This is a genomic window from Bradyrhizobium campsiandrae (genome assembly GCF_014529705.1).
Taxonomy (GTDB): Bacteria; Pseudomonadota; Alphaproteobacteria; order Rhizobiales; family Xanthobacteraceae; genus Bradyrhizobium; species Bradyrhizobium campsiandrae.
In genome coordinates, this window is the sequence record NZ_JAANIH010000028.1 from 13,929 (window position 1) to 35,042 (window position 21,114).

The window sequence follows — 21,114 nt, forward strand, 5'->3', positions numbered from 1 at the left end:
TACCGCGCACCATCCGAGACGCGAATGTCGAATACCCGACAATTTGGGACAGTCGTTCAGGAACCAGAGGACGGCCTAGATTGCCGTGTATTGGTCATTTTCGGGTGTCCGGCTGACATGATCGAAATGTTCGCGGAACCGCACGCCCGTCGCGGGGGGCCACCCGGTCGATTACGCAACCGCGGAGCGGCCCGCCTTGCGGGAGCCGGCGCGTGAGGGGATAAGCAGAGAATGGTTTCGCTGCGAGTGGCGCTCCTTTTCGTTTATCAGCGTCGAAACCTCTTTCCGTACTGCTATTGGAGGAGCTGATTTTTGCTCCCTGCCGTGTTCTTGACGTCGCAGTTACCGCTTTCCGCATTGGCGGTTTCGACCATCTTCCTTTCGAGACTTGGACGACGGGGCGAGCGGCTTCTTTTGCTCAGTGCCTCGGCCTATTCGGGCTAACGTTTGCCGACCAGGCATCAGCGTGTACCCCTATTCGTTTCACCCTGGCGCGCAGATACTCCTGCCGACAATCCTCTCCTTTCCTTCTTGGGCCTCGGTCTTCCGTGGAAAGGTCGGACACGCCCACCGGGATTAGGTTGCTCTGTTTTGACAGACAATGCGCCGGCTAGGCGACGGGAAGTAACAATCTATCGGTATTCGCAACCTCAGCCTCATCCGTTCAACATTCTCGTACATCCAGATACTTGCAGTTTATGCAAATATGCGCTATATGCAAATCCGGCATTGAGAGCGGAGCAGGCGATTGTCTCGCAGCATTGGAGAGAAGGGCGCGAGAGATCCCGCGCAGCAAGGCCGTCGCGCGCGGAAGAAGGAAGAGGTCCGTCAGCGGATTGCGAACGAAGCGAAGAGGCTTTTCCTGGAACGCGGATTTGCAGCAACCACTATTGAAGATATCGCGGCCGCAGCCGACATCTCGCAGAGGAGTTTCTTCGACTACTTTCCCGCCAAGGAAGACGTCGTTCTGGCCTGGCACGAGGAATTTCAGTCGGCATTTATAGCCAATCTGCTGAAACGTCCCATGAGCGAGGCTCCGATCGTCGCCGCGCGAGAAGCCTTGGTTGAGGCCGTGGGAAAGTACGGTCTCGAAGACGTTCGCAATCACGCCATCCTTTACAAGGAACGAGCGATCAAGGCGCGCGATCATTTGAAATACGCGATGCTCGAAAGCGCTCTCGCTGACGCTTTGTCGCAAAGGTCTAACCGCAAAGCGGACGAACTGCGAATTCGATTGGTGGCGATGGTGGTTGTGGGTGCACTCCGTGTCACGAGCGAGGTCGATATCGCGCGGGAGGAAATAAGAAAGCCGGCATCTCGGGTGCGCCGCATCACCCGGCTTTTGCGAAGTGAAATCAACAAACTTGGGGAAGACGATTGACAACCACCGACGACGCTGCGGCGCACTCGCTGTCAATCCTTGTTAGCCGCACCTTCGAATGTGTTCGGCGCAATTACCTATCGCGCGGAGCAGCATGGGCGACCGCAACCAAAACAAAGAGCAACCTCCTAAACAAGGACAGTTACACATGAGTACCGACGACAGGCCCGTTGCGCTCATTACGGGCGCATCGTCCGGCATGGGCAAGGACTTCGCTCTGAGACTCCTATCGGAAGGTTACGCTGTCTATGGCGCCGCACGCCGCGCCAGCCTCATGCGCGATATCGAAAACGCCGGAGGTGTGGCCTTGACGATGGATGTGACCGATGACGGCACGATGGTCGGCGCCGTCGAGCGCATCATCAGAGAGCGCGGGCGCATCGATGTCCTAGTCAACAACGCCGGCTATGGCCAGTTTGGCGCATTGGAAGATGTACCGATCGACGCAGGGCGCCGCCAGATGGAAGTCAATTTAATAGGCGCGGCTCGTCTGACGCAACTTTGCCTGCCTCACATGCGCGTTCGCAAGTTCGGCAAGATCTTCAACATTTCTTCAACCGGTGGAAAGGTCGCTGTGCCGCTTGGCGGTTGGTATCACGCTTCCAAGTTCGCGCTCGAGGGATACTCGGATTCGCTCCGAAACGAAGTGCGGCCCTTCGGTATCGACGTCATCGTCATTGAACCCGGCGGCATCGAGAGCGAATGGGGCGGTATCGCGCAAGATGAAGCCGCGCGGCATTCCGGCACAGGCGCCTACGCCCCCTTGGCCGAAAAGATGCGCAAAGCACTCTCAAAACAAGGTAGAATGCCTCCTCCACGGGTTATCAGCGACCTTATCGTGAAGGCGCTCAAGGCCAAGCATCCCCAGACCCGTTATCACGGCGGCAAATTAGCGACTCCGATTCTCTTCCTCCGGCGCTTGTTGTCCGATCGCGCGCTTGATCGCCTGATGATGGCGACCTTGCGCTGATGCTAAACTCGTAAGAGTAATAGAAAATGGAGCGAAAGACGTTTGTTTTGATCGGCGTTATGCTGACGCTCGGCATCATCAATCTTCAGGCGACGAATGCCTCCGCCGAGACCATACGCGCGCTGTACTCACTGAGATATCTAAACCTCAATGTCGGCGAGATCGCAACAGTCACCGACGTGGTAGCATCGGGCTACCGAACTGTCCTCGATGCACGCGTGACCGGACTCGCCACGGTGGCTTCCGGCTTCAAAACAAATATGGCCTCCAGCGGCGTCATCCGGGACGGATCGGTCCTTCCGAGCGCTTTTTCGGCGACGGAAGCGTCGGGCAGCGGTGAAGACCACAAGCTCAGGATCCTTCTTGATTCCGGCAACGTCACGTCGGTTGATATCACCCCGCCGTTCGATACCGCGCCTGGTGCTGTGCCTATCACTGAGGCGCACAAAATCAGCGTTGTCGATCCGACAAGCGCGCTGATCCTGCCAGTACCGGGTGTAGAGCCGACGGTCGGTCCGGCCGCGTGCGAACGCACGCTCCGAATTTTCAGCGGCATCGTTCGCTTCGACCTAAGGTTCGCATTCGTTAAGACGGAAGAGATCATCGGAAATGCCTACAAGGGCTCAGTTTCGGTCTGCTCGGTCCGATTTGTCCCGATCGCAGGATACAAGCCGTCGGCCTCCATGATCCATTTCATGGCGGCAAACCAGCAGATTGAAGTTCGTCTCGCCCCAGTCAAGGGGTCACGGCTTGTTGTGCTCGCCGCATTGAACATTCCATTGCAGATTGGAACGGCCGCTCTCGATCTGGAGAGGCTAGATGTCGTGGAGGCCTCACCGCTGCGGCCTCCAGCCCGAGCCTTAGTTTCCCAGCGCAACGAACACTGACGTAGCGTCGCCTTCGCACAGGGAGCAGTCAGAGTCTCATTTGAGCCAGTCACTCCCCGACGCCCGATTGCCACATTCGCTGAACCGCAGGAACACGCGCTTTCTCGGCGATCACCGCACCGGTCGTGGTTTCGCCTGTTCGAATGGCTGCACCGCAGGCAACTGCTGACGTAATCGCGATGATGACCGCGATGCATAGGAGTGCAGTGGCTCGCTCCACCACCGTCAATTGTGACCAGGCATTCTTCGTTGGTGGTCGAATGGACTACTCACCCGATCAAGTGGGTGCACAGCCTCAGGCGGCCTCGCCGACCACAACAAGTTTCTGGTTCACGAATTCCTTAATGCCGAGGTGCGATAGCTCGCGGCCGTAGCCGGAACGCTTGACGCCTCCGAAGGGCAACTCAGGCGCGGTGGAGGCGAACGTGTTAATCCAAATGGCGCCCGTTTCGATGCGTGACGCCAAAGTTTTGGCGCGCTCAATATTCTTGGAAAATAGCGCGCCAGCGAGACCGAAGCGGGAGTCATTGGCCAGCTCGACGATCTCGTCGTCATTCTTAGCGACGTAGATCTGGGCTACCGGGCCGAAGAATTCCTCGAAGTAGGCCGGGTTGTCGCGCGTTACGTTCGTGAGGATGGTGGGCTCGAAAAAGTTGCCGGAGCGGTTTATCGGCTTACCACCCAAATGAAGCGTCGCGCCCGCGTCGACAGCACGCTGGACCTGTTTGGCGAGACCGGCGCTCGCACCGGCGGAGGAGAGGGGTCCGAGCCTGGTGTCCTCTTCCATCGGGTCGCCGATCTTCACCGCCGCCATGGCTTTCGTAAAACCATCCAGAAACTCACCGGCGATCTTCTCATGGAGCACGAAGCGCTTTGCGCAGATGCACTCCTGGCCGGAGATGTGAAGGCGAGAAAAGACGCCATCTTTGATCGCCTTGTCCATGTCGGCGTCATCGAGGACGATGAAGACGTCATTGCCACCCATCTCCAGGGTCGACTTCTTCAAGTGCTTAGCCGCTTGGGTGGCGATGGCTGCCCCGGCGCCTTCTGACCCTGTCATCGCTGCGCCCACCACACGGTCGTCCGCAATGATATCGGACACCTGACTGGACGTGATGAACAGGTTCGCCCAGGCGCCCTTGGGCGCGCCCGCCTCGTTCACCAATCCCTCGAACACACTGGCGCAGTGAGGAACGATGCTGGCATGTTTGGCGAGCACGGGATTGCCCGCCGCAAAGTTGGGCGCGAACACCCGCATCAACTGGTAGTACGGAAAATTCCAGGGCTCAACGACCATCATCACGCCGAGCGGTTGATGCTGGATCCAAGCCTCGCCGAGTGCGGACTCGATCTTGATCGGCGCCAAGAAGCCTTCAGCTTCGCGGGCATAAAATCGGGCGATCTCGGCGATGATCCATACTTCATCGCGGGCGTCGGAGATCAGCTTTCCCATCTCTTGGACGCAGATCTTGGCCAATTCGTCGGCTCGAGAATCGATGAGATCGGCCAGCCGCTCCAGTATCTCTAAGCGAGCTTGAATCGGGCCCTGCGACCAGCTCGATTTATAGAGCTTGTGCGCGGCGGTCAGCGCCGCCTCGATGTCTGCGTCGGTGTGGTTGGGATAGGTCTTGATCAGTTCATTCGTGGTCGGGTTGATCGTTTGGTAGACCATGGTGGTTTCCTTCAGAAGGCTCGATAGCGACCATCGATGGGCTTCTGGCGAAGAGCGCCTCTTTGTTAGCGTGGTAGAGCTGGGCCTGGTTTCACGGGACCTCTGACTCTGCTTTTCCTTGGCGATATACTCGGTCAGGCCCGAATCGTGACGTGGGGAGCCTCCTGATACGCGTTCGCCTCGAGCCGCGCCGTTCGCCGCATCGCCTGAGGCGGCTGACCGAATGCGCGCACAAATGCCCGACGCATATGATCGCGGTCGCTGAATCCGGTCTGGCGAGCCACCTCGTCGATCGAATGACGGCTCTGCTCCATGAGGTTGCGAGCGCCCTCGACCCGAAGGGTCTCGATAGCCTTGGCCGGAGATTGACCCGTCTCGGCGTGAAATGCGCGGCTGAACTGCCGAGGGCTAAGACGAGCCGCATCTGCTAGATCGGGAACGGTCAGCGGTTTGTGCAGATTGTCCCGTGCATATGTCAGCGCTGCCTGAATTCGATCGGATTTCGGTGTGAGTTCCAGGAGCGTGGAGATCTGCGATTGACCGCCAGTGCGACGATGATAGATGACGAGCTCGCGAGCGACCGAGTTCGCAAAATCAGCGCCGAGATCTTTCTCAATCAAGGCGAGGCTGAGGTCGAGACCTGCGGCCCCACCCGCCGTCGTCCAGATCGGACCGTCGTTCGTGAATATCCGATCATGATCGAGCTTCACCTTCGGATACTGCGCTTGGAGCTTCGGCGCGTGCATCCAATGGGTCGTCGCGTTACGTCCATCCAGGAGACCCGCCTCGGCGAGCACGAAAGCACCGGTGCAGATCGCGGCGATCCGGCGGTGCCGCTTGGGCGCGTCCCTCACGTAGGCGAGCAGGCCACGCGTCGACGCCTTTGGGATTGTCGCGCCACCGACGAAGAGCGTGTGGAACGGCATCTCCGTGAACGGTTCGCTCTCCAGCATCATGCCGCACGAAGTTCTGATTTTCCCGCCAGTTTCTGAAACGAAATGGAGTTCGTAGGGCGGCACCTTGGTTTTGGCCACCGAATTTGCAACCTCGAAGGCCATGACGACGGCCAAGGCCATCGTCGAATAGTCCGGATAGACAACAAACGCGACATCACGCATGGCTATGTTCCCTCCAACGGTCTCGGCTCCGCCGATGCCAAGGTAATCCGGAGGCTCCGACCGATGTTCGCCTTGGCGAAGGGCATGGCCTGATCTCTGGTCAAAACACTTGGTCGGTAGCGGCCGAGGAAATCAGCGCATCAACGCGCCGATTTTAACGGCCCAACCGCGGGCGTATTCTCTGCGCTTGCTGTGGTCGCATTCCTGGATTGCGGACTTAGACGAATAGACCCTTGAGCGGCGAGGTGCCGCGCCAGCTATTTCGAGGATTGGTCGTTCCAATGACGGCAGTTGGAGCGCCTTATCTTTGCTTCCTTGATCGCTTCAGCGCGCTCGGCGACGATATTCGCCAGGTGTCATGTCGGTCGCGGCCTTGAAAGCGCGAGTAAAATTAGCCTGGGTTGAGAAGCAGGTTGCCAAGGCGATCTCGGCGATGGAAGTATCGCTGCGGCTGAGGAGGGATTTTGCACGATCGAGCCGCAATGACGACAGGTATCGGTGCGGCGGAACGCCCATGCTCGCGCTGAACATGCGGGCAAAATGGAAGGGGCTTAGGCAGGCGATCGATGCGAGTTCATCGATGCCGATGTCTTGCTCGATGTGATCGCTCATGTAGTCCAAGACCCTGCGAAGTCGGACATCGCCTAGTCCGAACCGGCCATCGATGGTGGCGTCGGGTGACCGCGCTTGAGTGATCCCGTAGGCTTGAACCAGGCGAGCGGTGAGGCTGAGGGCCAGAGTATCGACAAGGACGCGGCCGGCGGCCGTCGGATTCTGCATTTGGCTCAGCACCTGCTGGCAGATCTGGCAGATAAGGTCGTCCCGAAAGCCGTTGAGCTGACCTATCGCTGTCGGCCGGACGAGCGGGCTGCCGTAGATTTCTGAGAGCTGGGCAAACCCGGAGGTTGGTAGATAAAGATGCAGAAGCTCCGAAGGGCCGTGGACCACGACTTCATCTTCGACGGAGCCGACTGGGCATAGCCACGTTGTGCCAAACCCCAATGGACTCGACACCGACGTACCGTGCGCTTTGCGCGAGATCAAACTGTCGGCGCTCCGGGTCGCGAGAATGATCTCCATCAGCTCGATCTGAACGGGAGGCGCAACGCCCGGCGCGTGGTGCACATGTTCCACGAACATGCTTTGCCAACCGAGTGAATCGGACGTCCGCAGCTTGGTGGCGTACTTGTACTTTCGGCGCCCTCGTTCGAATAGCGCGCTCACTTCGCTACCTTGTTGTCACATTTCGAGAAGACTACGACCGTGGGAAGAACTCGCGACGCGTCGGCGGGGTTTGGCGAGCCGGATGCCCTGCAGCACTCGCAGCCCTCATTTTTCAACGTGATACGCGCGATCTCAAACACGCTTGGTGTACCCTTCTCTCTTTCGTTGAGCGGCCAGCGCTTCCGATCGTGACCACGATGCCAAGAGCACGAATGCACCGGATCGGAGATGCGTTCACTTGTGTGGCAGGATCGCAAATTACCTAGGGTACAAAGTAGCCGAGCATCAAGACGCAGGATATGATTCCATGTCGCAAGGGCTTGTGAGCGAGATTCAGCAATGAAGAGAGGTGAACTCGACGACCTTTTGGCGTATGCGACCATCGCCCGCACTCGAAGCTTCACGCGCGCTGCCGCGGAACTCGGCGTATCTCCTTCTGCGCTGAGCCATATGATGAGGGTACTTGAAACCCGCTTGGGGGTCCGTTTGCTGGCACGTACGACACGAAGTGTCGCCCCAACCCCGGCCGGTGAACGGTTGCTGCGCTCCGTGGTGTCCGCCGTGGAAGAAGTGGAACTTGGTCTCGCATCCATGGTGGAATGGCGCGGCGATCCTTCCGGCGTGATCAGGATCACGGCACCGCAGCCTGCAGCCCGAATCGTGCTGGCACCCGCGTTGCCTCGGTTTCTCCTCGATAACCCGAAGATTACCGTAGATATCTGTGTCGAAAGCCGTTTTGCCGACCTGGTTCGCGATGGCTTCGATGCGGGGATCCGATGGGGCGACAATCTCGAACAGGACATGGTCGCCATCCGCGTCGGCCCGTCGACGCGCCTGATCGTTGTTGGTGCTCCGGCCTATTTCGAACGGCACCCTCACCCGCTGTCGCCCGACGACCTGAAGCGCCATAATTGCGTCAACTACCGTAGCCTGAGCGGAAATGGGACCTTTCCCTGGACGCTTCAGCGCGACGGCGCAGAAGTCCGCCACCGGACAGGCGGTCAACTCATCGTCGCGAATGATTTGGAGTTTGCAGAGACCCTGATTCTTTCCGGCGCAGGATTAGGTATGATGCTCGAAGAAACCGCTGCGCCGCACCTGGCAGCCGGACGCCTTGTTCGTGTCCTGGACGAGTGGTGTCACCCGTTCGTCGGCTGGCATCTTTACTACCCCAGCAGGCACGTGACGCCTGCATTGCGGGCGCTGATAGAAGTGCTGAAGTGGACGCCATCTCAGTCAGGGCGAGCGCATCCTGCGCCCGCCTAATATTGTTACAATAGCGGTACATCGGGCCTGGAGCTGGCGAGCCGTTCGCTTAGCGTCTCACCGCATATGCCGGCATGGAAGCAGACCAATCCGCGATGGACCTAAAGTGCCGTTTCGCGTTCGTCGGCTTCATCATGCATATCCACCGATTCGAGCCGTGCGTTGCGCCTGAGTACCTGAGGCGGTTGCCCGAACGCGCGCAAGAAGGCGCGGCGCATGTGGTCGCGGTCGCTGAAGCCGGTCTGGCGGGCCACCTCGTCGATCGAGTGACGGCTCTGCTCCATCAGATTACGAGCACTCTCAACCCGGAGATTCTCGATCGCCTTCGCCGGTGACTGCCCCGTCTCGGCGTGGAACGCCCGGCTGAATTGCCGCGGGCTCAGACGAGCGGCATCTGCCAGGTCAGGGACTGTCAAGGGCTTGTGCAGATTGTCCCGTGCGTAGGCGAGCGCGGCCTGGATGCGATCGGACTTCGGCGAGAGTTCGAGCAGCGCTGAGAATTGCGACTGGCCGCCGCCGCGGCGGTGATAGATGACGAGCTTGCGCGCTACGGCTTTCGCGAGCTCCGGGCCGAGATCGTTTTCGATGAGCGCCAGTCCGAGGTCGACGCCAGCAGTCATGCCAGCCGAGGTCCAGATCGGGCCGTCGTTGATGAAGATGCGATCCTCCTCCATCTTCATCGACGGGTAGGCCCGCTGCAGGTCTCTGGCGTGCATCCAGTGCGTGGTAGCCCGCCGGCCGTTCAGTAGCCCGGCTTCGGCAAGCACGAACGCACCGGTGCACACGGCCGCGATGCGTCGGTGCCGTTTCGGGGCCTCGCGGACGAAGGAGATCAGACCCGGTGTGGACGGCTCCGGATAGGTCGCCCCGCCGACGACGAGCGTATCGAACGGCTTCTCCGTGAAAGCCTCGGTCTGAAGCGTCACCCCGGCCGACGTCCGCACCGGCCCCCCCTGCTCCGAGACGAAGTGAAGGTCGTAAGGGTTTGGATCGACCATCGAATTCGCAACTTCGAAGCCTGCCGTAACGGCGAGGGCCATCAGCGAATATCCGGGGTAGACGAGGAATGCGATGTCGCGCAAGGCGGCCTCCAATGTCCTAAATCTACGTTTATATGACATTTGAGACTTGGGAATGCAACCCTATTCTCCGTCTGCACGCTCGATCTCGAGCACCAAATACGGAGAAAACCAATGACCAATACCTCGCCTAAAGGAGTGGCACTCATCACCGGCGCGTCGACCGGCATCGGCGCCATCTACGCCGACCGTCTCGCCAAGCGCGGCTACGACCTGATCCTGGTCGCCCGCAACAAGGACCGTCTCGACACATTGGCCGCCCGCTTGCGGTTGGAGACCGGCCGCCAGATCACCACGCTGCAGGCCGACCTCAGCGATAAGGCCGGCATTGCCAAGGTCGAGGCAGTTATCCACAAAGATCCGAGCATCACCATGCTGGTCAACAACGCTGGCGTCGGCTCGGTCGCTTCGATCCTACAGGCCAACGTCGACAAGATGGAAGCGATGATAGAACTCAACATCACCGCTCTCACTCGTCTGACCTACGCGGCTGCCCCGGCCTTTGTGGAGCGCGGCGCAGGTACGATCATCAACATCTCGTCGGTGGTCGGCATCGCGGTGGAAGCCCTGAACGGGGTCTACAGTGCCTCGAAGTCCTACGTGCTGAGCTTCGGCCACTCGCTGCAGAAGGATCTCGCCGAGAAGGGCGTTCGCGTGCAGACGGTGCTACCCGGCGCCACCGCCACCGAATTCTGGGACGTCGCGGGCTATGCCCCGCAGAAGTCCTCCGAGATCACCATGCGAGCCGAGGATCTTGTCGATGCGGCTTTGGCCGGCCTCGACGCTGGTGAGACGGTGACCATCCCTGGCCTTCACGAAGGCGAGGCATGGACCCGCTGGGAGCAGGAACGTCGCGACCTAGCCCCCAAATTCCGCAACCCCAAACCCGCCGCACGTTACCACGTGGCCTGACGGGCTTCCCCAACCGAACTAGGGACCTCGCATCCCGCGCGGTCCCTCCAACCAAAGGCAACCGAAATGTTTTTCCGCAGACTCGGCGGCGCGCTGGCGCTCGCCCTAACGATGGTGACTCCAATGACCGCTTCCGCCCAAACCAAAGGCAAGGTTCTCGTCGTGATGTCGAGCGCAAACTCGCTCGATCTGAAGGACGGCAAGACTTACAAGACCGGCTACTATCTCAACGAGTTCGTCGTTCCCTACCGCAAGCTTGTCGAGGCCGGTTACGAGCCGGTGATTGCCAATCCCAACGGCGATCTGCCGGTGATGGACGCGAACTCCAACAACGCGATGTTCTTCGGCGGCGACGACACTGCACGGGCCGCGGCGTTGAAGTATGCTGAGAACCTCCAAGCGCTGAAGCATCCGAAGACGCTGGCTTCGGTCGTCGCGGATGGCACCAACGGATACGTCGGCCTGTTCATCCCGGGCGGTCATGCCCCGATGGTCGATCTGCTCAAGGACAAGAACCTCGGCAAGATCCTGACCAGCTTCCATGAGTCCGGTCGTCCGACCGGCATCATCTGCCACGGCCCGATCGTGCTTCTGTCGGCACTTCCCGATCCCGATGCGTTCATCGCCTCGATGATCGCCGGCGACGGCAAGGCGAGCAGCCTGACGAAGGGCTGGCCCTACGCGGGCTATCGCGTGACGATCTTCTCGACCGGCGAAGAGCAGGCTCTGGAAGGTCCGAACGGCCTGGGCGGAAACGTCCAGTTCTATCCGGTTAATGCACTCGCCGAAGCTGGCGCACGGGTCGAGAGCATCGCCAACTGGCACCCTAACGTGGTGATCGACCGTGAGCTGATCACCGGTCAACAACCGATGTCGGCGCCTGCCTTCGGCGACGCCCTGGTCGCCAAGCTGAAGCAGCACGCTCAACGATAAGGGACCTGCTGACCCTGATGATGCTCCGGCGTTCGACTAAATCGGCCGCCGGAGCAGTGGTTTCTACTCGCATTAACGGAAGATCGTGGAGGAACCAATGTCGAGAAATATAGCGTTGCTTGGCTGGGCGCCATCGGGCTCGCATGGCCGCCCATGTCATCAAGGCCAAACACGCCTTGACGGTATGAAACCGGACCGCGAATGCCGCTACTGCTCTCGGCCGGATGGGAGCCAAGCAAGCGGCGACGCTGAAAGAGGCCGCCTCTGACGTGGACTTTGTGTTCGCCATGCTATGCGAAGACGAAGCTTGCCTGGAGGTCGTGCTTTCCCCGAACCACGGCGCTCTGGCGGGGCTGAAGGAGGGAGCTTATTGTGATCGAGAGTTCTACTGTCACACCTGGATGCATCCGAGAGCTCGGATCGGCCATCGCCGAGCGCAGAAGTCACCTGCTCCAAGCCCCCATGGCAGCCGGCTCTCGTCCCCAGGCCGAAGGCGCCAGCTTGTGTATTTCATCGGTGGAGGCGAACAGATATTGAAACAGGCTGGACCGTTGCTCATGACGATGGGAATCACCTTTACCCACGTCGCGCCTCCTGGATCCGGTGCGCTCGTTAAGCAAAGTACGAACGCACTCCTTGGCGTGCAGGCGACCGCGTTGGCCCAATTGATCGGCCTTTGGAATGATCAGGCGCAGACGCGGCAAGCGCATTGAAGGTTATCGCAGGTACCGCAGTTTTGAGCCCTGCGGCGACCTGTCAGGCGACATGAGGACCGACAACTTTTCGCCGCAGTTTCCAATCGAGCTAATTATGCAGTGGACGCCGCAGATTCACCTGAGGCAGTACCGACGATGGCGTCGGCACGCGGGGGAGTAGAGCGACTGATACAGGGTCGCGATCGGACGTCCAGACGAACCAGGCCCGAACTCGGCAACGGGGCCGTGGCAAAATGGCGTCTGCCACGGCGCCGAGCTTGAAGTTTCGAACCTCGTTGATAGTTGTCTAGAGCACGACAAACTGGGCTTAGACCTGAGCATTTCGGCGCACTGTTTGGGGAGGCTGACCGAGCGTACGTAGGAAGGCACGACGCATGCGTTCGCGATCGGCGAAACCCGTCTCATACGCGACCGTCTCGACGGTATGACGTCCGTCTTCCAGCATTAGGCGCGCGGCTTCGACGCGGAGGCGTTCCACCGCTTTGGCCGGGGTCTGGCCCGTCTCATCCCGAAACGCGCGGCTAAACTGGCGCGAACTAAGATGGGCGGCCTCGGCAAGTTCGTCGAGCGAAAGCGTGTTCTTCAAATTGGACCGCGCATAGGTAAGCGCATTCTGGATTCGGTCGGACTTGGGAGCGAGATCCAGCAACGCTGAATGCTGCGACTGCCCTCCGGCACGGCGATGGTAGAGAACGAGTTGGCGCGCGACCGATTTGGCAACAATGATTCCGTGATCGGCCTCGACCATGGCCAGTGCCAAATCAATCCCAGCAGTCATTCCGGCAGACGTCCAGATTTGGCCATCCTGGATAAAAATGCGATCGGCTTCGACATGAACGTCAGGGTATCGCTGCCTCAACGCATCAGCCATCATCCAATGGGTCGTCGCACGCCGGTTCGCCAGCAGTCCCGCTTGAGCGAGGATAAAGGACCCGGTGCAGATTGCAGCGATCCTCTGCGCAGTTTTGGTGGCGCGCTGAAGGTATCGCGCGAGTGCATCTGACGCCTCTGGCATGGCGCCGCCACCACAGACAATCAGACTGTCGAAAAGCACTTCACCGATCGGTTCGCTCAAAACCGTAACCGCACCGGATCCATTGATGGCGCCTCCCGCTTCAGAGCGGACCGACACCTGGTATGCCGGCGTGTCGAGCACGAGGTTAGCGACCTCGAATACCGAACTCGCCGCCAAGCACACCAACTGAAAGCTCGGATAGACGACGAGCCCGACCCTGTGCATCGGAACCTCCGTATGGCTAGAAAGGTGGCAACTATGACATTCCAGCCACAATAAGCAAGGGCCATAAGGGTGCCCGTCAGCAATGCCAGTGGAGACTGGCTATTCCGGTCATCGTCGGCAGCCGTTCATCATTTCGAAACAAAGGAGAAACCCATGCCTCGGCTTGAAGGCAAGATCGCTGTGGTTACTGGAGCCAACTCAGGCATTGGTCTCGCCACCGCTAAGACCTTTCTTAAAGAGGGCGCGGCGCGGGTTTATGTTACTGGACGCCGGAAGTCCGAATTGGAAGCCGCGGTCAAGTCCCTGGGCGAACGCGCGATCGGAGTTCAAGGCGACGTCACCAAGCCCGCCGACCTTGACCGCCTTTACGACCGCGTAAAGACGGAGGTCGGGCACGTAGACGCCGTGTTCGCAAATGCAGGATATGCAACACCGGCTCCGCTGGGAAGCATTACCGAAGAACACATCGACGGGCTTCTCAACACCAACGTCAAGGGCGTAATCTGGACGGTTCAGAAGGCATTGCCATTGATGGGTCCCGGAAGCTCCATCATTCTCAGTGCCTCGATCGTGGCCAGCAAGGGCTTCGGCAACTGGAGTCTCTATAGCGCTTCTAAGGCCGCGGTCCGTTCGTTCGCGCGCACTTGGTCATCGGATCTCAAGGGTCGGAATATTCGGGTTAACGCGGTGAGTCCCGGAGTCATCAAGACACCCGCTTGGAGCGAATCGGGCCTTCCGAAGGAGCAAGTCGACGGCTTCCTTGAGTTCGCGGCCTCGATCACGCCATTGTCGCGTACGGGGCTCGACGAGGAGATTGCAAAGGTCGTCGCATTCCTGGCGTCCGATGAAAGCAGTTTCATGAACGGAAGTGAGGTCTTCGTCGACGGTGGTCTCGCGCAGATTTAGCTGCGAGATGGCCGTTCCGCGGGCCGGCCGCCCCCAGCTTAGTGCAGCGGGCCCCTTGGAGCCAATCAATGAAAAAGGACACGCAAATGTTGTCGAGCCGTGAGCTGCTGAATGAGTTCTTCGATTGCTTGAGACATTTCGACACTTCCATCAATCGATGTGTCGATCTGTTCGCTGATGACGGAGTGTTTGAATTTCCTTATTTTCCGGTTCTCGGGATACCTTCTCGCTTTGAGGGAAAAGTCGCTCTTCGCCAAGTCCTGGAGATGATCCGGTCTCATTTCTCGTCGTTCACGGTATCGAACATCGAGATTCACGAGGTGAAAGGCGCGGATATTGTATTCGTCCGATACCACACGGACGGCTTTATCGACGGGACCGAGCGGGTTTACGCACAGGATTACGTCAGCCAACTGGTAGCCGAAGGCGGTAAGATCAAGATTCTACGGGAATATCTGAACGTCATTCTCACGGCACGCATGCTATTCCCCAATGGCCTAGCGGACGTGCCTGATTGAAATAATTTGCGTTTGTCTGCCGCTGGCCTGTGAGGGCTATCGCCGGCCCTGTGTCCTAAAGCCCGGGCGCTCTACACCGATCGAACAAACACGATCCCTTATCTTTGGCCACCGCTCGCCACGGAGTTGGCTCTCATGCATGATTTTCCTGGGCCGTCGAAGAATTCGGCCATCGGCAATCAGGCTGGAGATTGCCTAAAGACGCGTCAGAACGGCGACCCTCTCGATATCTCTGGAGAGACCTGTCGCCACTCGACCTGTGCCAACCGAATTATGCCAACGGGAAGGCTAGGTGCGAACCCGCAGCTGTTCAGCGTTTTGCCAAGTCAGCCTCAGAACCAAGCCTCGCTCATTCTCGTCGAGACGGAAATTCTTCTGAGAATGTATGGCCATCGCAAGATCAGGGTGGCTGACATCGCGGACGCTTGCGCCTTCTCAGCCGCCAACGTCTATCGGTATTTCCCGAGCCGACGCGCAATCCTCAACGCTCTGGCATCTCACTACCTGAGCGAGGCCGAGCTTACAGCCGTCGCTTGCGCTACACGCAACAGCAACTCTGCGCAGGACAGGCTCAGCGGCTTTCTCTTAGGCTTGAATACAACTTTGATCATCACATCTGATTCCGAGCCGCAGATCAGTGAGTTGCTCGCAGACGCCGCTACAGAACAATGGCCCTGCTACTCTCACTACAGTGCACGGGTCATTCTCCGCATCGCAAATTTTCTCACAGAAGCGAGCGTGTCTGGTGACTTGGCGCTCGAGGCTGATCTTGAGCAGGAAGCCAAGCGCGTGAAGGCAGGGGCCTGTGCTTTGGTGGAGCCCGACGTCATCCGACTCTGCCGGGATAAACACGACGCTAACACACGCGAGGGTTTAAGCCGTCTAATCGCGGCCGCGCTATTCAGCGTGTCCGCATCACCAGCCTGATGGTGTTGATTCATTGGAGCTTGCCGACTGGAGCAAGCTCAACAAGTTTAAAAAATATCGCCATTTTCCTCGAGCCGACTGTTAGTGTGATAGGCGACAAGGCAATCGTCCCATGTCGGCAAGACCGAACGCAGGGCAACAGAAACGTTTACGCGCCTCCGGGAAATGGGACACTAAAGGCAAACTCGGCGGTGGTAGTGGGCAGCGAGCTCTTCGTAAAAGGCGATGCCGGTCACCTGATAATACCGGCAGAAGTCTAGACCCGGATGCCGCTCCGCCGGGCAGCGACGGCATTGATGACACCCCTCCTCCCAGAACTATCTGGATCGAGCATGTCTTCATCTTGGTCCGATTAGCCTCGAGTTAGCCGGCATTCACACGGCAGGTTAAGCCGAGGATCGACGACCTGACGGGGCTCTGTTGGCCGCTCCGTGACTATGAGGGTGGAGCGGGTATTTTTCCGACGACCGCTGAAATACGTGCAGCAAGATTGAGCAGCTTACCATCTTGCTCGGCCGCCCCGTCGATTTCCATTCCAATCGGCAAACCATCCGCGGAAATTCCGATGGGTAGGCTGATTCCCGGTATGCCCGCGCAGCTGGTAGCGACAACGTTCTTGCTGATCGCTAAGCCAGGGACTTTCTGGCCCGCGATAGTTATTTCCTCATCGGCGGGAATAGGTGGTGCAACGGTGGGCGTGGTCGGAAAGATCAGAGCATCGATGCCGTTCGAACAGTAACTCTCCGCGTAGCGTTTCTGCAACAAGGGGCGATGCACGGTCACGGATTCCAGAAACGCCTCCTTCGAAACATAATCTGGACCACTGGGAAGCACGCTGGCGGTCCACCAAACCTTAACGTTGTCTCCGAGTCCTTCGTAAATGTCCATAAATGTCGCTGGCGCATTGTTTTCTTCAAGGTACTTTGTGATGTGCGGCATTACTTCGTGCCAGAAAATTGGCCAATTTGCTTTTTCTACAAGCGGCAGAAAGTCGTCACCGAGATCAATCTCGATCACTTCCGCGCCGGAAGCCTTCAGCTTCTCAATTGATAATTTAAAAGCACGCTCAACCTCTGGATCGACGAGGTCGAGGTACTGTTTCGGCGCGTATCCAATCCGTACACCCTCTAGGCCAGGGCCGGACGTGGCCGGTGGATGTTGGTAGCCCGTGACTACCGCGTCGAGGAGCACGCAATCCTCCACCGTGCGAGCTAGTGGACCGATAGCATCGAACGTATGTGATATCGGAGCTGCGCCGGCGGTCGGCCAGCGACCGGTTGTCGGGCGAAATCCAACGATACCGCACAGCGATGCGGGGAGCCGAATCGAGCCCACCGTGTCGCCGCCAAGTGCAGCGGGGACTAATCTTGCCGCAATGGAAGCCCCGGCACCGCTTGAAGATCCACCAGTGATGCGCTCGACATTATAAGGGTTTCTGACTTGGCCATAATGTACATTCAGGCCTGTGTATCCAAACGACATTTCCGGAAGATTGTTCTTGCCGAACAGGATGGCACCAGCTGCCCTTAGCGAGGAGATGACCGCGGCGTCTTGTTCGGGCCGAAATCCAGCGAGGACCTTCGTTCCTACTGACGTCCGGATGTTCCTTATCTGCATGCTGTCTTTGATAGCGATCGGTACTCCATGAAGCGGACCCATTGGCTTATTGGAATCGCGATGCAGATCACAGACGCGAGCAGCCTCCAAAATCGAGTTTTCATCGAGCGTAATGAACGCCCTTAGATCAGCCCTTTCGCGACAGCGGCGTAGCAAAGCAGCAGCATACGCTACGGCACTAAGCGAACCGCCTCGGATTGCCGCGGCCGCTTCCGCGACGGAAAGTTCGTGAAGATCGTTCGAGGACTTCTGATCGGACACGGGGTGTTTCCCTCATTGGTACACTCAAGATGGTGTCGGTCCGTACCATGGTTGGTTGGCGCGCCGCTGCGCTCAAACTGCCAGGCAAGTGGCCTTTGCCTGCCAATTGGCTTTTTTGCCCGCCCTTTTGACATTGCTTGCCATTGGGCATTTGCTGAAATCTGCAGGTTGGCACTAGAACGGCCCTGGGCGGGACATTTGCCACTTGTCGTGGTTTGCGATGGCACGATGCTTGCCAGACCCTCGCAAATGAACAGATTGGAGGGGGCTAAATGCTTAAGATGCAGAATCTTGAGGCTGTCAAAGATCGCGAGGGCTATGATCGCTGGCATCAGGTGAGTTGCCGCAACTATTCCTACTGCGAGGCCCGACGCGATTCTGACTACCCATTTAGCGCTCAAATCAGTAGCTGGAGATTTGGCGCATTGGGGTTTAGTGACGGTCGCTTATCCTCTGATCTGACCCAGTTGGACCGTGGACCTGCCGAGATCCGCAAGGACCCGCGGGACCACTTCATGTTGTATCTCGTGTTGCTCGGAGGGGTCTGCCTAACGCAGGACGGACGCGAGGCGCGGGCACAAAGCGGCGATCTCTTTCTCTATGATCAAGCTCAGCCCTTCACGCTGAAATTTCGTCAAGACTACCGCGCTATCATGGTGAACATACCTCGACCGTTGTTAATTTCGCGCTTGCCAAGAGCGCGTGGGCTGACAGCCCGCCGTATAGCGGGGGATTCAAAGCTGGGCGCACTGGCCGGAACAATCGTGCGCCAGATCACTAAGTTCGGCGAACCGGCTGACACTCACGTAATCGATCGTCTCGGAAGCTCTGCTCTCGACATCCTTGCCACGACGATGGAAGCCGAGCTGGCGGGTCCGCCGGAAGTTGGATGCGCCCGCGAGCGTCTGCTCACGCAGGTGAAAAGCTACATTTTGGCGCATCTTCATAGGTCTGATCTCGACATCGAGACTATTGCGAAAGCGCAAAATATCGCTCCGCGCACTCTCAATCGCCTCTTCGCGATCGATGGCACGACGCCGATCCGCTGGCTCTGGGAACAACGGCTTCTTGCGTGCTACAAGGCGCTTGCGGAGGGGCACGTTTGCCGGGTTACAGACGCAGCAGTGAGTTTCGGATTCACCGATATGTCTCACTTCAGCCGCGCCTTCAAAAATTCCTTCGGAATGTCACCACACCTCATAAGGCGCAGTCGACACTAGCTAGTCATCTGGAACGCAGGAGCCAGAACATGAGGTTCCCGAAAAGAGCCCCTACAGCGACGAGTGGGCGACGCGATGTCTCTCGCCTTATTCCGCTGTCCATCCTCCATCGATGAGCATAGATGTTCCTGTCATAAGACTGGATGCTTCGCTTGCGAGATAAACTACCGCGCCGACTACGTCTTCAACGCGCCCCAAGCGACCCAGCTTGATCTTGGACATTACCTGGTCCTTGAACGCTTGATCGTCGAAAAACGGTTTTGTCATCGGCGTTTCGATAAAGGTCGGTGCAATGGTATTGACGCGGATCCTGTACCGAGCCAGATCGAGAGCCATGGCTTTCGAAAAGCCCTCCATGGCCCACTTCGAAGCGCAGTAGAGCGAACGATTCTCAGCGCCTACGTGGCCCATCTGGGAGGAAATATTGATAATGGACCCTGGCGAGCCGGCCGCAATGAGCCGTCGCGCCACGGCCTGCGCAACGAAAAAAGACGCGCGCACATTCAGATTCATGACGTAGTCGAAGTCAACGGCGGAGACGGCCGTCATGTGGTTCGGCCGGTTGGTGCCAGCGTTGTTAACGAGGATATCATAAGGCTCCGACTCATGGATCGCAGCCGATACTGCTTCCAGGTCCGTCACATCGAGCACCAACACGTCAGCGCACGCCCCCTCGTCGCGAATAGCCTTCGCAGCGATACCGATTTCGGAGGGCGTTCTCGAACATAACGTGACGTGTGCCCCGGCCTCTGCTAACGCCCATGCCGCGGCAAGTCCAATGCCGCGTCCCGCGCCCGTAACGAGCGCGCGACGACCATCTATTCGAAATGAAGGAATTGCCGAAAGCATTGTTTGGCCCGTGCGGCCTCGACGAATTCAAGCGACGCCGAGGCCCTCTCTTTCTATTCAGCCGCGGTCGCATAAGCGACGTTTTTGCCTCCGTAGCGACGGATGCGAACATTCGCCTGTTCGGCATGCCCGACGAAGCCCTCCAGCATGCAGAGCCGAGAGCAATATTCGCCAATCATGCTGGAAGCCTCGTCTGTAAGGACCCGCTGATAGGTGCACGTTTTCAGAAATTTTCCGACCCAGAGCCCACCGGTGTAGCGGGCCGACTTCAGGGTAGGCAGGGTATGGTTGGTTCCGATCACCTTGTCGCCGTAGGCGACATTTGTACGCGGTCCGAGAAAGAGTGCGCCGTAATTGGTCATGTGCTTCAAGAAGTAGTCTGGATCGCTGGTCATCACCTGAACGTGCTCCGAAGCGATCCGATCGGCTTCGGAGACCATCTCCTCGAGGGTGTCACAAACGATCACTTCTCCATAGTCTTCCCATGCTTGTCGGGCGACCGCAGCTGTGGGAAGAATGCCGAGCAGACGCTCGATTTCCGCAAGCGTGTCGCGCGCGAGCTTTTCCGAGTTCGTTAGCAGGATAGCAGGAGAATTTGGCCCATGCTCGGCCTGCCCTAGCAGGTCCGTTGCGCAGATTTCACCATCCACGCTCTCGTCCGCAATCACTAGGGTCTCGGTGGGACCAGCAAAAAGATCGATGCCGACACGACCGAACAGTTGGCGTTTTGCTTCAGCCACAAAGGCATTTCCCGGGCCTACCAGCATGTCCACCGGCAAGATGCTCTTTGTACCAAGGGCCATAGCGCCCACCGCCTGTATGCCTCCGAGACAGTAAATCTCGTCCGCGCCAGCCAGGTGCTGCGCAGCCACGATCGCCGGTGCGGGCTTTCCCTTGTAAGGCGGCGCACACGTCACGATGCGGCTAACGCCTGCCACCTTGGCGGTTATGACAGACATATGCGCGGATGCAAGCAACGGATACTTGCCTCCCGGAACATAGCACCCAACCGAATTGATCGGGATGTTCTTGTGTCCAAGAACGATGCCGGGCAGCGTCTCAACTTCGATATCTTTCATCGAATCGCGCTGAAGCTTCGCGAAATTTCGTACCTGCTCCTGCGCAAAACGGATGTCATCGAGGTTTGTCTTGGACAATTGCGAAACGCATGCCTTAATCTCGTCCTCCGTGAGCCGGTAGTCTTCGCGATCCCAGCCATCAAACTTTTTTGAAAGCTCCCGGACCGCGCCATCCCCCCTGGCCTCGATGTCTGCCAAGATTTGTTCTACGGTCAATCTAACTTTGGTCAGATCTTCGACCCGCGCCTCGGCGCTTCGGCTCTGCTTCAACGTTCTAGCCATTTTCGCTTTCCTTGAATCGAATTAAGCGAGGAGCACCAAAGCCCCCCGCGGGCTTGC

19 protein-coding genes and 1 pseudogene are annotated in these 21,114 nt (G+C 58.5%); 12 read left to right on the top strand and 8 right to left on the bottom strand.

The features are described from left to right. The first annotated feature begins 748 nt into the window (after positions 1–748). The 3 genes from G8O24_RS21170 (at position 749) to G8O24_RS21180 (ending at position 3,238) form a co-directional block, all read left to right on the top strand. Complete coding sequence (locus tag G8O24_RS21170; protein WP_188102672.1) at positions 749–1,381, top strand: TetR family transcriptional regulator; 633 nt, start codon at positions 749–751, stop codon at positions 1,379–1,381. A 148-nt stretch (positions 1,382–1,529) separates the two neighbouring features. After that, positions 1,530–2,351: an oxidoreductase gene (locus G8O24_RS21175; RefSeq protein ID WP_188102674.1), complete on the top strand. Its 822-nt coding sequence runs from the start codon at positions 1,530–1,532 to the stop codon at positions 2,349–2,351. A 26-nt stretch (positions 2,352–2,377) separates the two neighbouring features. Further along, a complete protein-coding gene (locus tag G8O24_RS21180; protein ID WP_188102676.1) occupies positions 2,378–3,238 on the top strand; it encodes a DUF3108 domain-containing protein in 861 nt (286 codons plus the stop codon). Positions 3,239–3,533: 295 nt separating this feature from the next. Here G8O24_RS21180 and G8O24_RS21185 read toward each other — a convergent pair whose 3' ends face one another. The 3 genes from G8O24_RS21185 to G8O24_RS45415 form a co-directional block, all read right to left on the bottom strand. Then, a complete protein-coding gene (locus tag G8O24_RS21185; protein ID WP_188102678.1) occupies positions 3,534–4,910 on the bottom strand; it encodes an NAD-dependent succinate-semialdehyde dehydrogenase in 1,377 nt (458 codons plus the stop codon). A 134-nt stretch (positions 4,911–5,044) separates the two neighbouring features. After that, complete coding sequence (locus G8O24_RS21190) at positions 5,045–6,028, bottom strand: GlxA family transcriptional regulator (protein WP_188102680.1); 984 nt, start codon at positions 6,026–6,028, stop codon at positions 5,045–5,047. A gap of 324 nt (positions 6,029–6,352) precedes the next feature. Beyond that, the gene (locus G8O24_RS45415) at positions 6,353–7,252 is read right to left on the bottom strand and encodes a helix-turn-helix domain-containing protein (protein ID WP_188102682.1); all 900 of its coding nucleotides are present in this window, start codon (positions 7,250–7,252) and stop codon (positions 6,353–6,355) included. Between the two features lie 339 nt (positions 7,253–7,591). On the opposite strand from G8O24_RS45415, the gene G8O24_RS21200 reads away from it, so the two are divergent. Beyond that, a complete protein-coding gene (locus G8O24_RS21200) occupies positions 7,592–8,518 on the top strand; it encodes a LysR family transcriptional regulator (protein ID WP_188102684.1) in 927 nt (308 codons plus the stop codon). Positions 8,519–8,619: 101 nt separating this feature from the next. Here the strand turns inward: G8O24_RS21200 and G8O24_RS21205 are convergent, their stop codons facing one another. Next, on the bottom strand, positions 8,620–9,600 hold the full coding sequence (locus tag G8O24_RS21205) for a GlxA family transcriptional regulator (protein ID WP_188102685.1): 981 nt from the start codon (positions 9,598–9,600) through the stop codon (positions 8,620–8,622). A gap of 111 nt (positions 9,601–9,711) precedes the next feature. Here G8O24_RS21205 and G8O24_RS21210 point away from each other — a divergent pair, with 111 nt between their 5' ends. From G8O24_RS21210 to G8O24_RS21220, 4 genes and pseudogenes are all read left to right on the top strand, one after another. Continuing rightward, positions 9,712–10,509: an SDR family NAD(P)-dependent oxidoreductase gene (locus G8O24_RS21210; protein WP_188102687.1), complete on the top strand. Its 798-nt coding sequence runs from the start codon at positions 9,712–9,714 to the stop codon at positions 10,507–10,509. Positions 10,510–10,632: 123 nt separating this feature from the next. Continuing rightward, positions 10,633–11,442: a type 1 glutamine amidotransferase domain-containing protein gene (locus G8O24_RS21215; RefSeq protein ID WP_244645933.1), complete on the top strand. Its 810-nt coding sequence runs from the start codon at positions 10,633–10,635 to the stop codon at positions 11,440–11,442. 200 nt (positions 11,443–11,642) lie between these two features. Next, positions 11,643–11,801 (top strand): annotated as a pseudogene (locus G8O24_RS45630) (hypothetical protein); the annotation flags it as partial. Positions 11,802–11,945: 144 nt separating this feature from the next. Next, a complete protein-coding gene (locus tag G8O24_RS21220) occupies positions 11,946–12,155 on the top strand; it encodes a hypothetical protein (protein WP_188102691.1) in 210 nt (69 codons plus the stop codon). Between the two features lie 310 nt (positions 12,156–12,465). On the opposite strand, the gene G8O24_RS21225 is transcribed toward G8O24_RS21220, so the two are convergent. Beyond that, positions 12,466–13,398 carry a GlxA family transcriptional regulator gene (locus tag G8O24_RS21225; RefSeq protein ID WP_188102693.1) on the bottom strand — a complete coding sequence of 311 codons (933 nt, stop codon included), beginning with the start codon at positions 13,396–13,398 and terminating at the stop codon, positions 12,466–12,468. Between the two features lie 153 nt (positions 13,399–13,551). On the opposite strand from G8O24_RS21225, the gene G8O24_RS21230 reads away from it, so the two are divergent. From G8O24_RS21230 to G8O24_RS21240, 3 genes are all read left to right on the top strand, one after another. Beyond that, positions 13,552–14,304 carry an SDR family NAD(P)-dependent oxidoreductase gene (locus G8O24_RS21230; protein ID WP_188102695.1) on the top strand — a complete coding sequence of 251 codons (753 nt, stop codon included), beginning with the start codon at positions 13,552–13,554 and terminating at the stop codon, positions 14,302–14,304. A gap of 68 nt (positions 14,305–14,372) precedes the next feature. After that, positions 14,373–14,822: a nuclear transport factor 2 family protein gene (locus tag G8O24_RS21235; RefSeq protein ID WP_188102697.1), complete on the top strand. Its 450-nt coding sequence runs from the start codon at positions 14,373–14,375 to the stop codon at positions 14,820–14,822. A gap of 135 nt (positions 14,823–14,957) precedes the next feature. After that, positions 14,958–15,749 carry a TetR/AcrR family transcriptional regulator gene (locus G8O24_RS21240; RefSeq protein WP_188102699.1) on the top strand — a complete coding sequence of 264 codons (792 nt, stop codon included), beginning with the start codon at positions 14,958–14,960 and terminating at the stop codon, positions 15,747–15,749. A 435-nt stretch (positions 15,750–16,184) separates the two neighbouring features. Here the strand turns inward: G8O24_RS21240 and G8O24_RS21245 are convergent, their stop codons facing one another. Then, the gene (locus tag G8O24_RS21245) at positions 16,185–17,627 is read right to left on the bottom strand and encodes an amidase family protein (protein ID WP_188102701.1); all 1,443 of its coding nucleotides are present in this window, start codon (positions 17,625–17,627) and stop codon (positions 16,185–16,187) included. Positions 17,628–17,899: 272 nt separating this feature from the next. On the opposite strand from G8O24_RS21245, the gene G8O24_RS21250 reads away from it, so the two are divergent. Beyond that, complete coding sequence (locus G8O24_RS21250; protein WP_188102703.1) at positions 17,900–18,847, top strand: AraC-like ligand-binding domain-containing protein; 948 nt, start codon at positions 17,900–17,902, stop codon at positions 18,845–18,847. An 87-nt stretch (positions 18,848–18,934) separates the two neighbouring features. Here the strand turns inward: G8O24_RS21250 and G8O24_RS21255 are convergent, their stop codons facing one another. Beyond that, the gene (locus tag G8O24_RS21255; protein WP_188102705.1) at positions 18,935–19,696 is read right to left on the bottom strand and encodes an SDR family NAD(P)-dependent oxidoreductase; all 762 of its coding nucleotides are present in this window, start codon (positions 19,694–19,696) and stop codon (positions 18,935–18,937) included. 53 nt (positions 19,697–19,749) lie between these two features. Beyond that, complete coding sequence (gene hisD, locus G8O24_RS21260; protein WP_188102707.1) at positions 19,750–21,057, bottom strand: histidinol dehydrogenase; 1,308 nt, start codon at positions 21,055–21,057, stop codon at positions 19,750–19,752. Positions 21,058–21,114 lie beyond the last annotated feature (57 nt).

Excerpts from the sequence above, each read along its gene's own strand:
- G8O24_RS21175 (WP_188102674.1), top strand. The coding sequence starts at position 1,530 with ATGAGTACCGACGACAGGCCCGTTGCGCTCATTACGGGCGCATCGTCC.
- G8O24_RS21180 (WP_188102676.1), top strand. The coding sequence starts at position 2,378 with ATGGAGCGAAAGACGTTTGTTTTGATCGGCGTTATGCTGACGCTCGGC.
- G8O24_RS21185 (WP_188102678.1), bottom strand. The coding sequence starts at position 4,910 with ATGGTCTACCAAACGATCAACCCGACCACGAATGAACTGATCAAGACC.
- G8O24_RS21190 (WP_188102680.1), bottom strand. The coding sequence starts at position 6,028 with ATGCGTGATGTCGCGTTTGTTGTCTATCCGGACTATTCGACGATGGCC.
- G8O24_RS21200 (WP_188102684.1), top strand. The coding sequence starts at position 7,592 with ATGAAGAGAGGTGAACTCGACGACCTTTTGGCGTATGCGACCATCGCC.
- G8O24_RS21210 (WP_188102687.1), top strand. The coding sequence starts at position 9,712 with ATGACCAATACCTCGCCTAAAGGAGTGGCACTCATCACCGGCGCGTCG.
- G8O24_RS21215 (WP_244645933.1), top strand. The coding sequence starts at position 10,633 with ATGACCGCTTCCGCCCAAACCAAAGGCAAGGTTCTCGTCGTGATGTCG.
- G8O24_RS21225 (WP_188102693.1), bottom strand. The coding sequence starts at position 13,398 with ATGCACAGGGTCGGGCTCGTCGTCTATCCGAGCTTTCAGTTGGTGTGC.
- G8O24_RS21230 (WP_188102695.1), top strand. The coding sequence starts at position 13,552 with ATGCCTCGGCTTGAAGGCAAGATCGCTGTGGTTACTGGAGCCAACTCA.
- G8O24_RS21235 (WP_188102697.1), top strand. The coding sequence starts at position 14,373 with ATGAAAAAGGACACGCAAATGTTGTCGAGCCGTGAGCTGCTGAATGAG.
- G8O24_RS21240 (WP_188102699.1), top strand. The coding sequence starts at position 14,958 with ATGCATGATTTTCCTGGGCCGTCGAAGAATTCGGCCATCGGCAATCAG.
- G8O24_RS21250 (WP_188102703.1), top strand. The coding sequence starts at position 17,900 with ATGCTTAAGATGCAGAATCTTGAGGCTGTCAAAGATCGCGAGGGCTAT.
- G8O24_RS21255 (WP_188102705.1), bottom strand. The coding sequence starts at position 19,696 with ATGCTTTCGGCAATTCCTTCATTTCGAATAGATGGTCGTCGCGCGCTC.
- hisD (WP_188102707.1), bottom strand. The coding sequence starts at position 21,057 with ATGGCTAGAACGTTGAAGCAGAGCCGAAGCGCCGAGGCGCGGGTCGAA.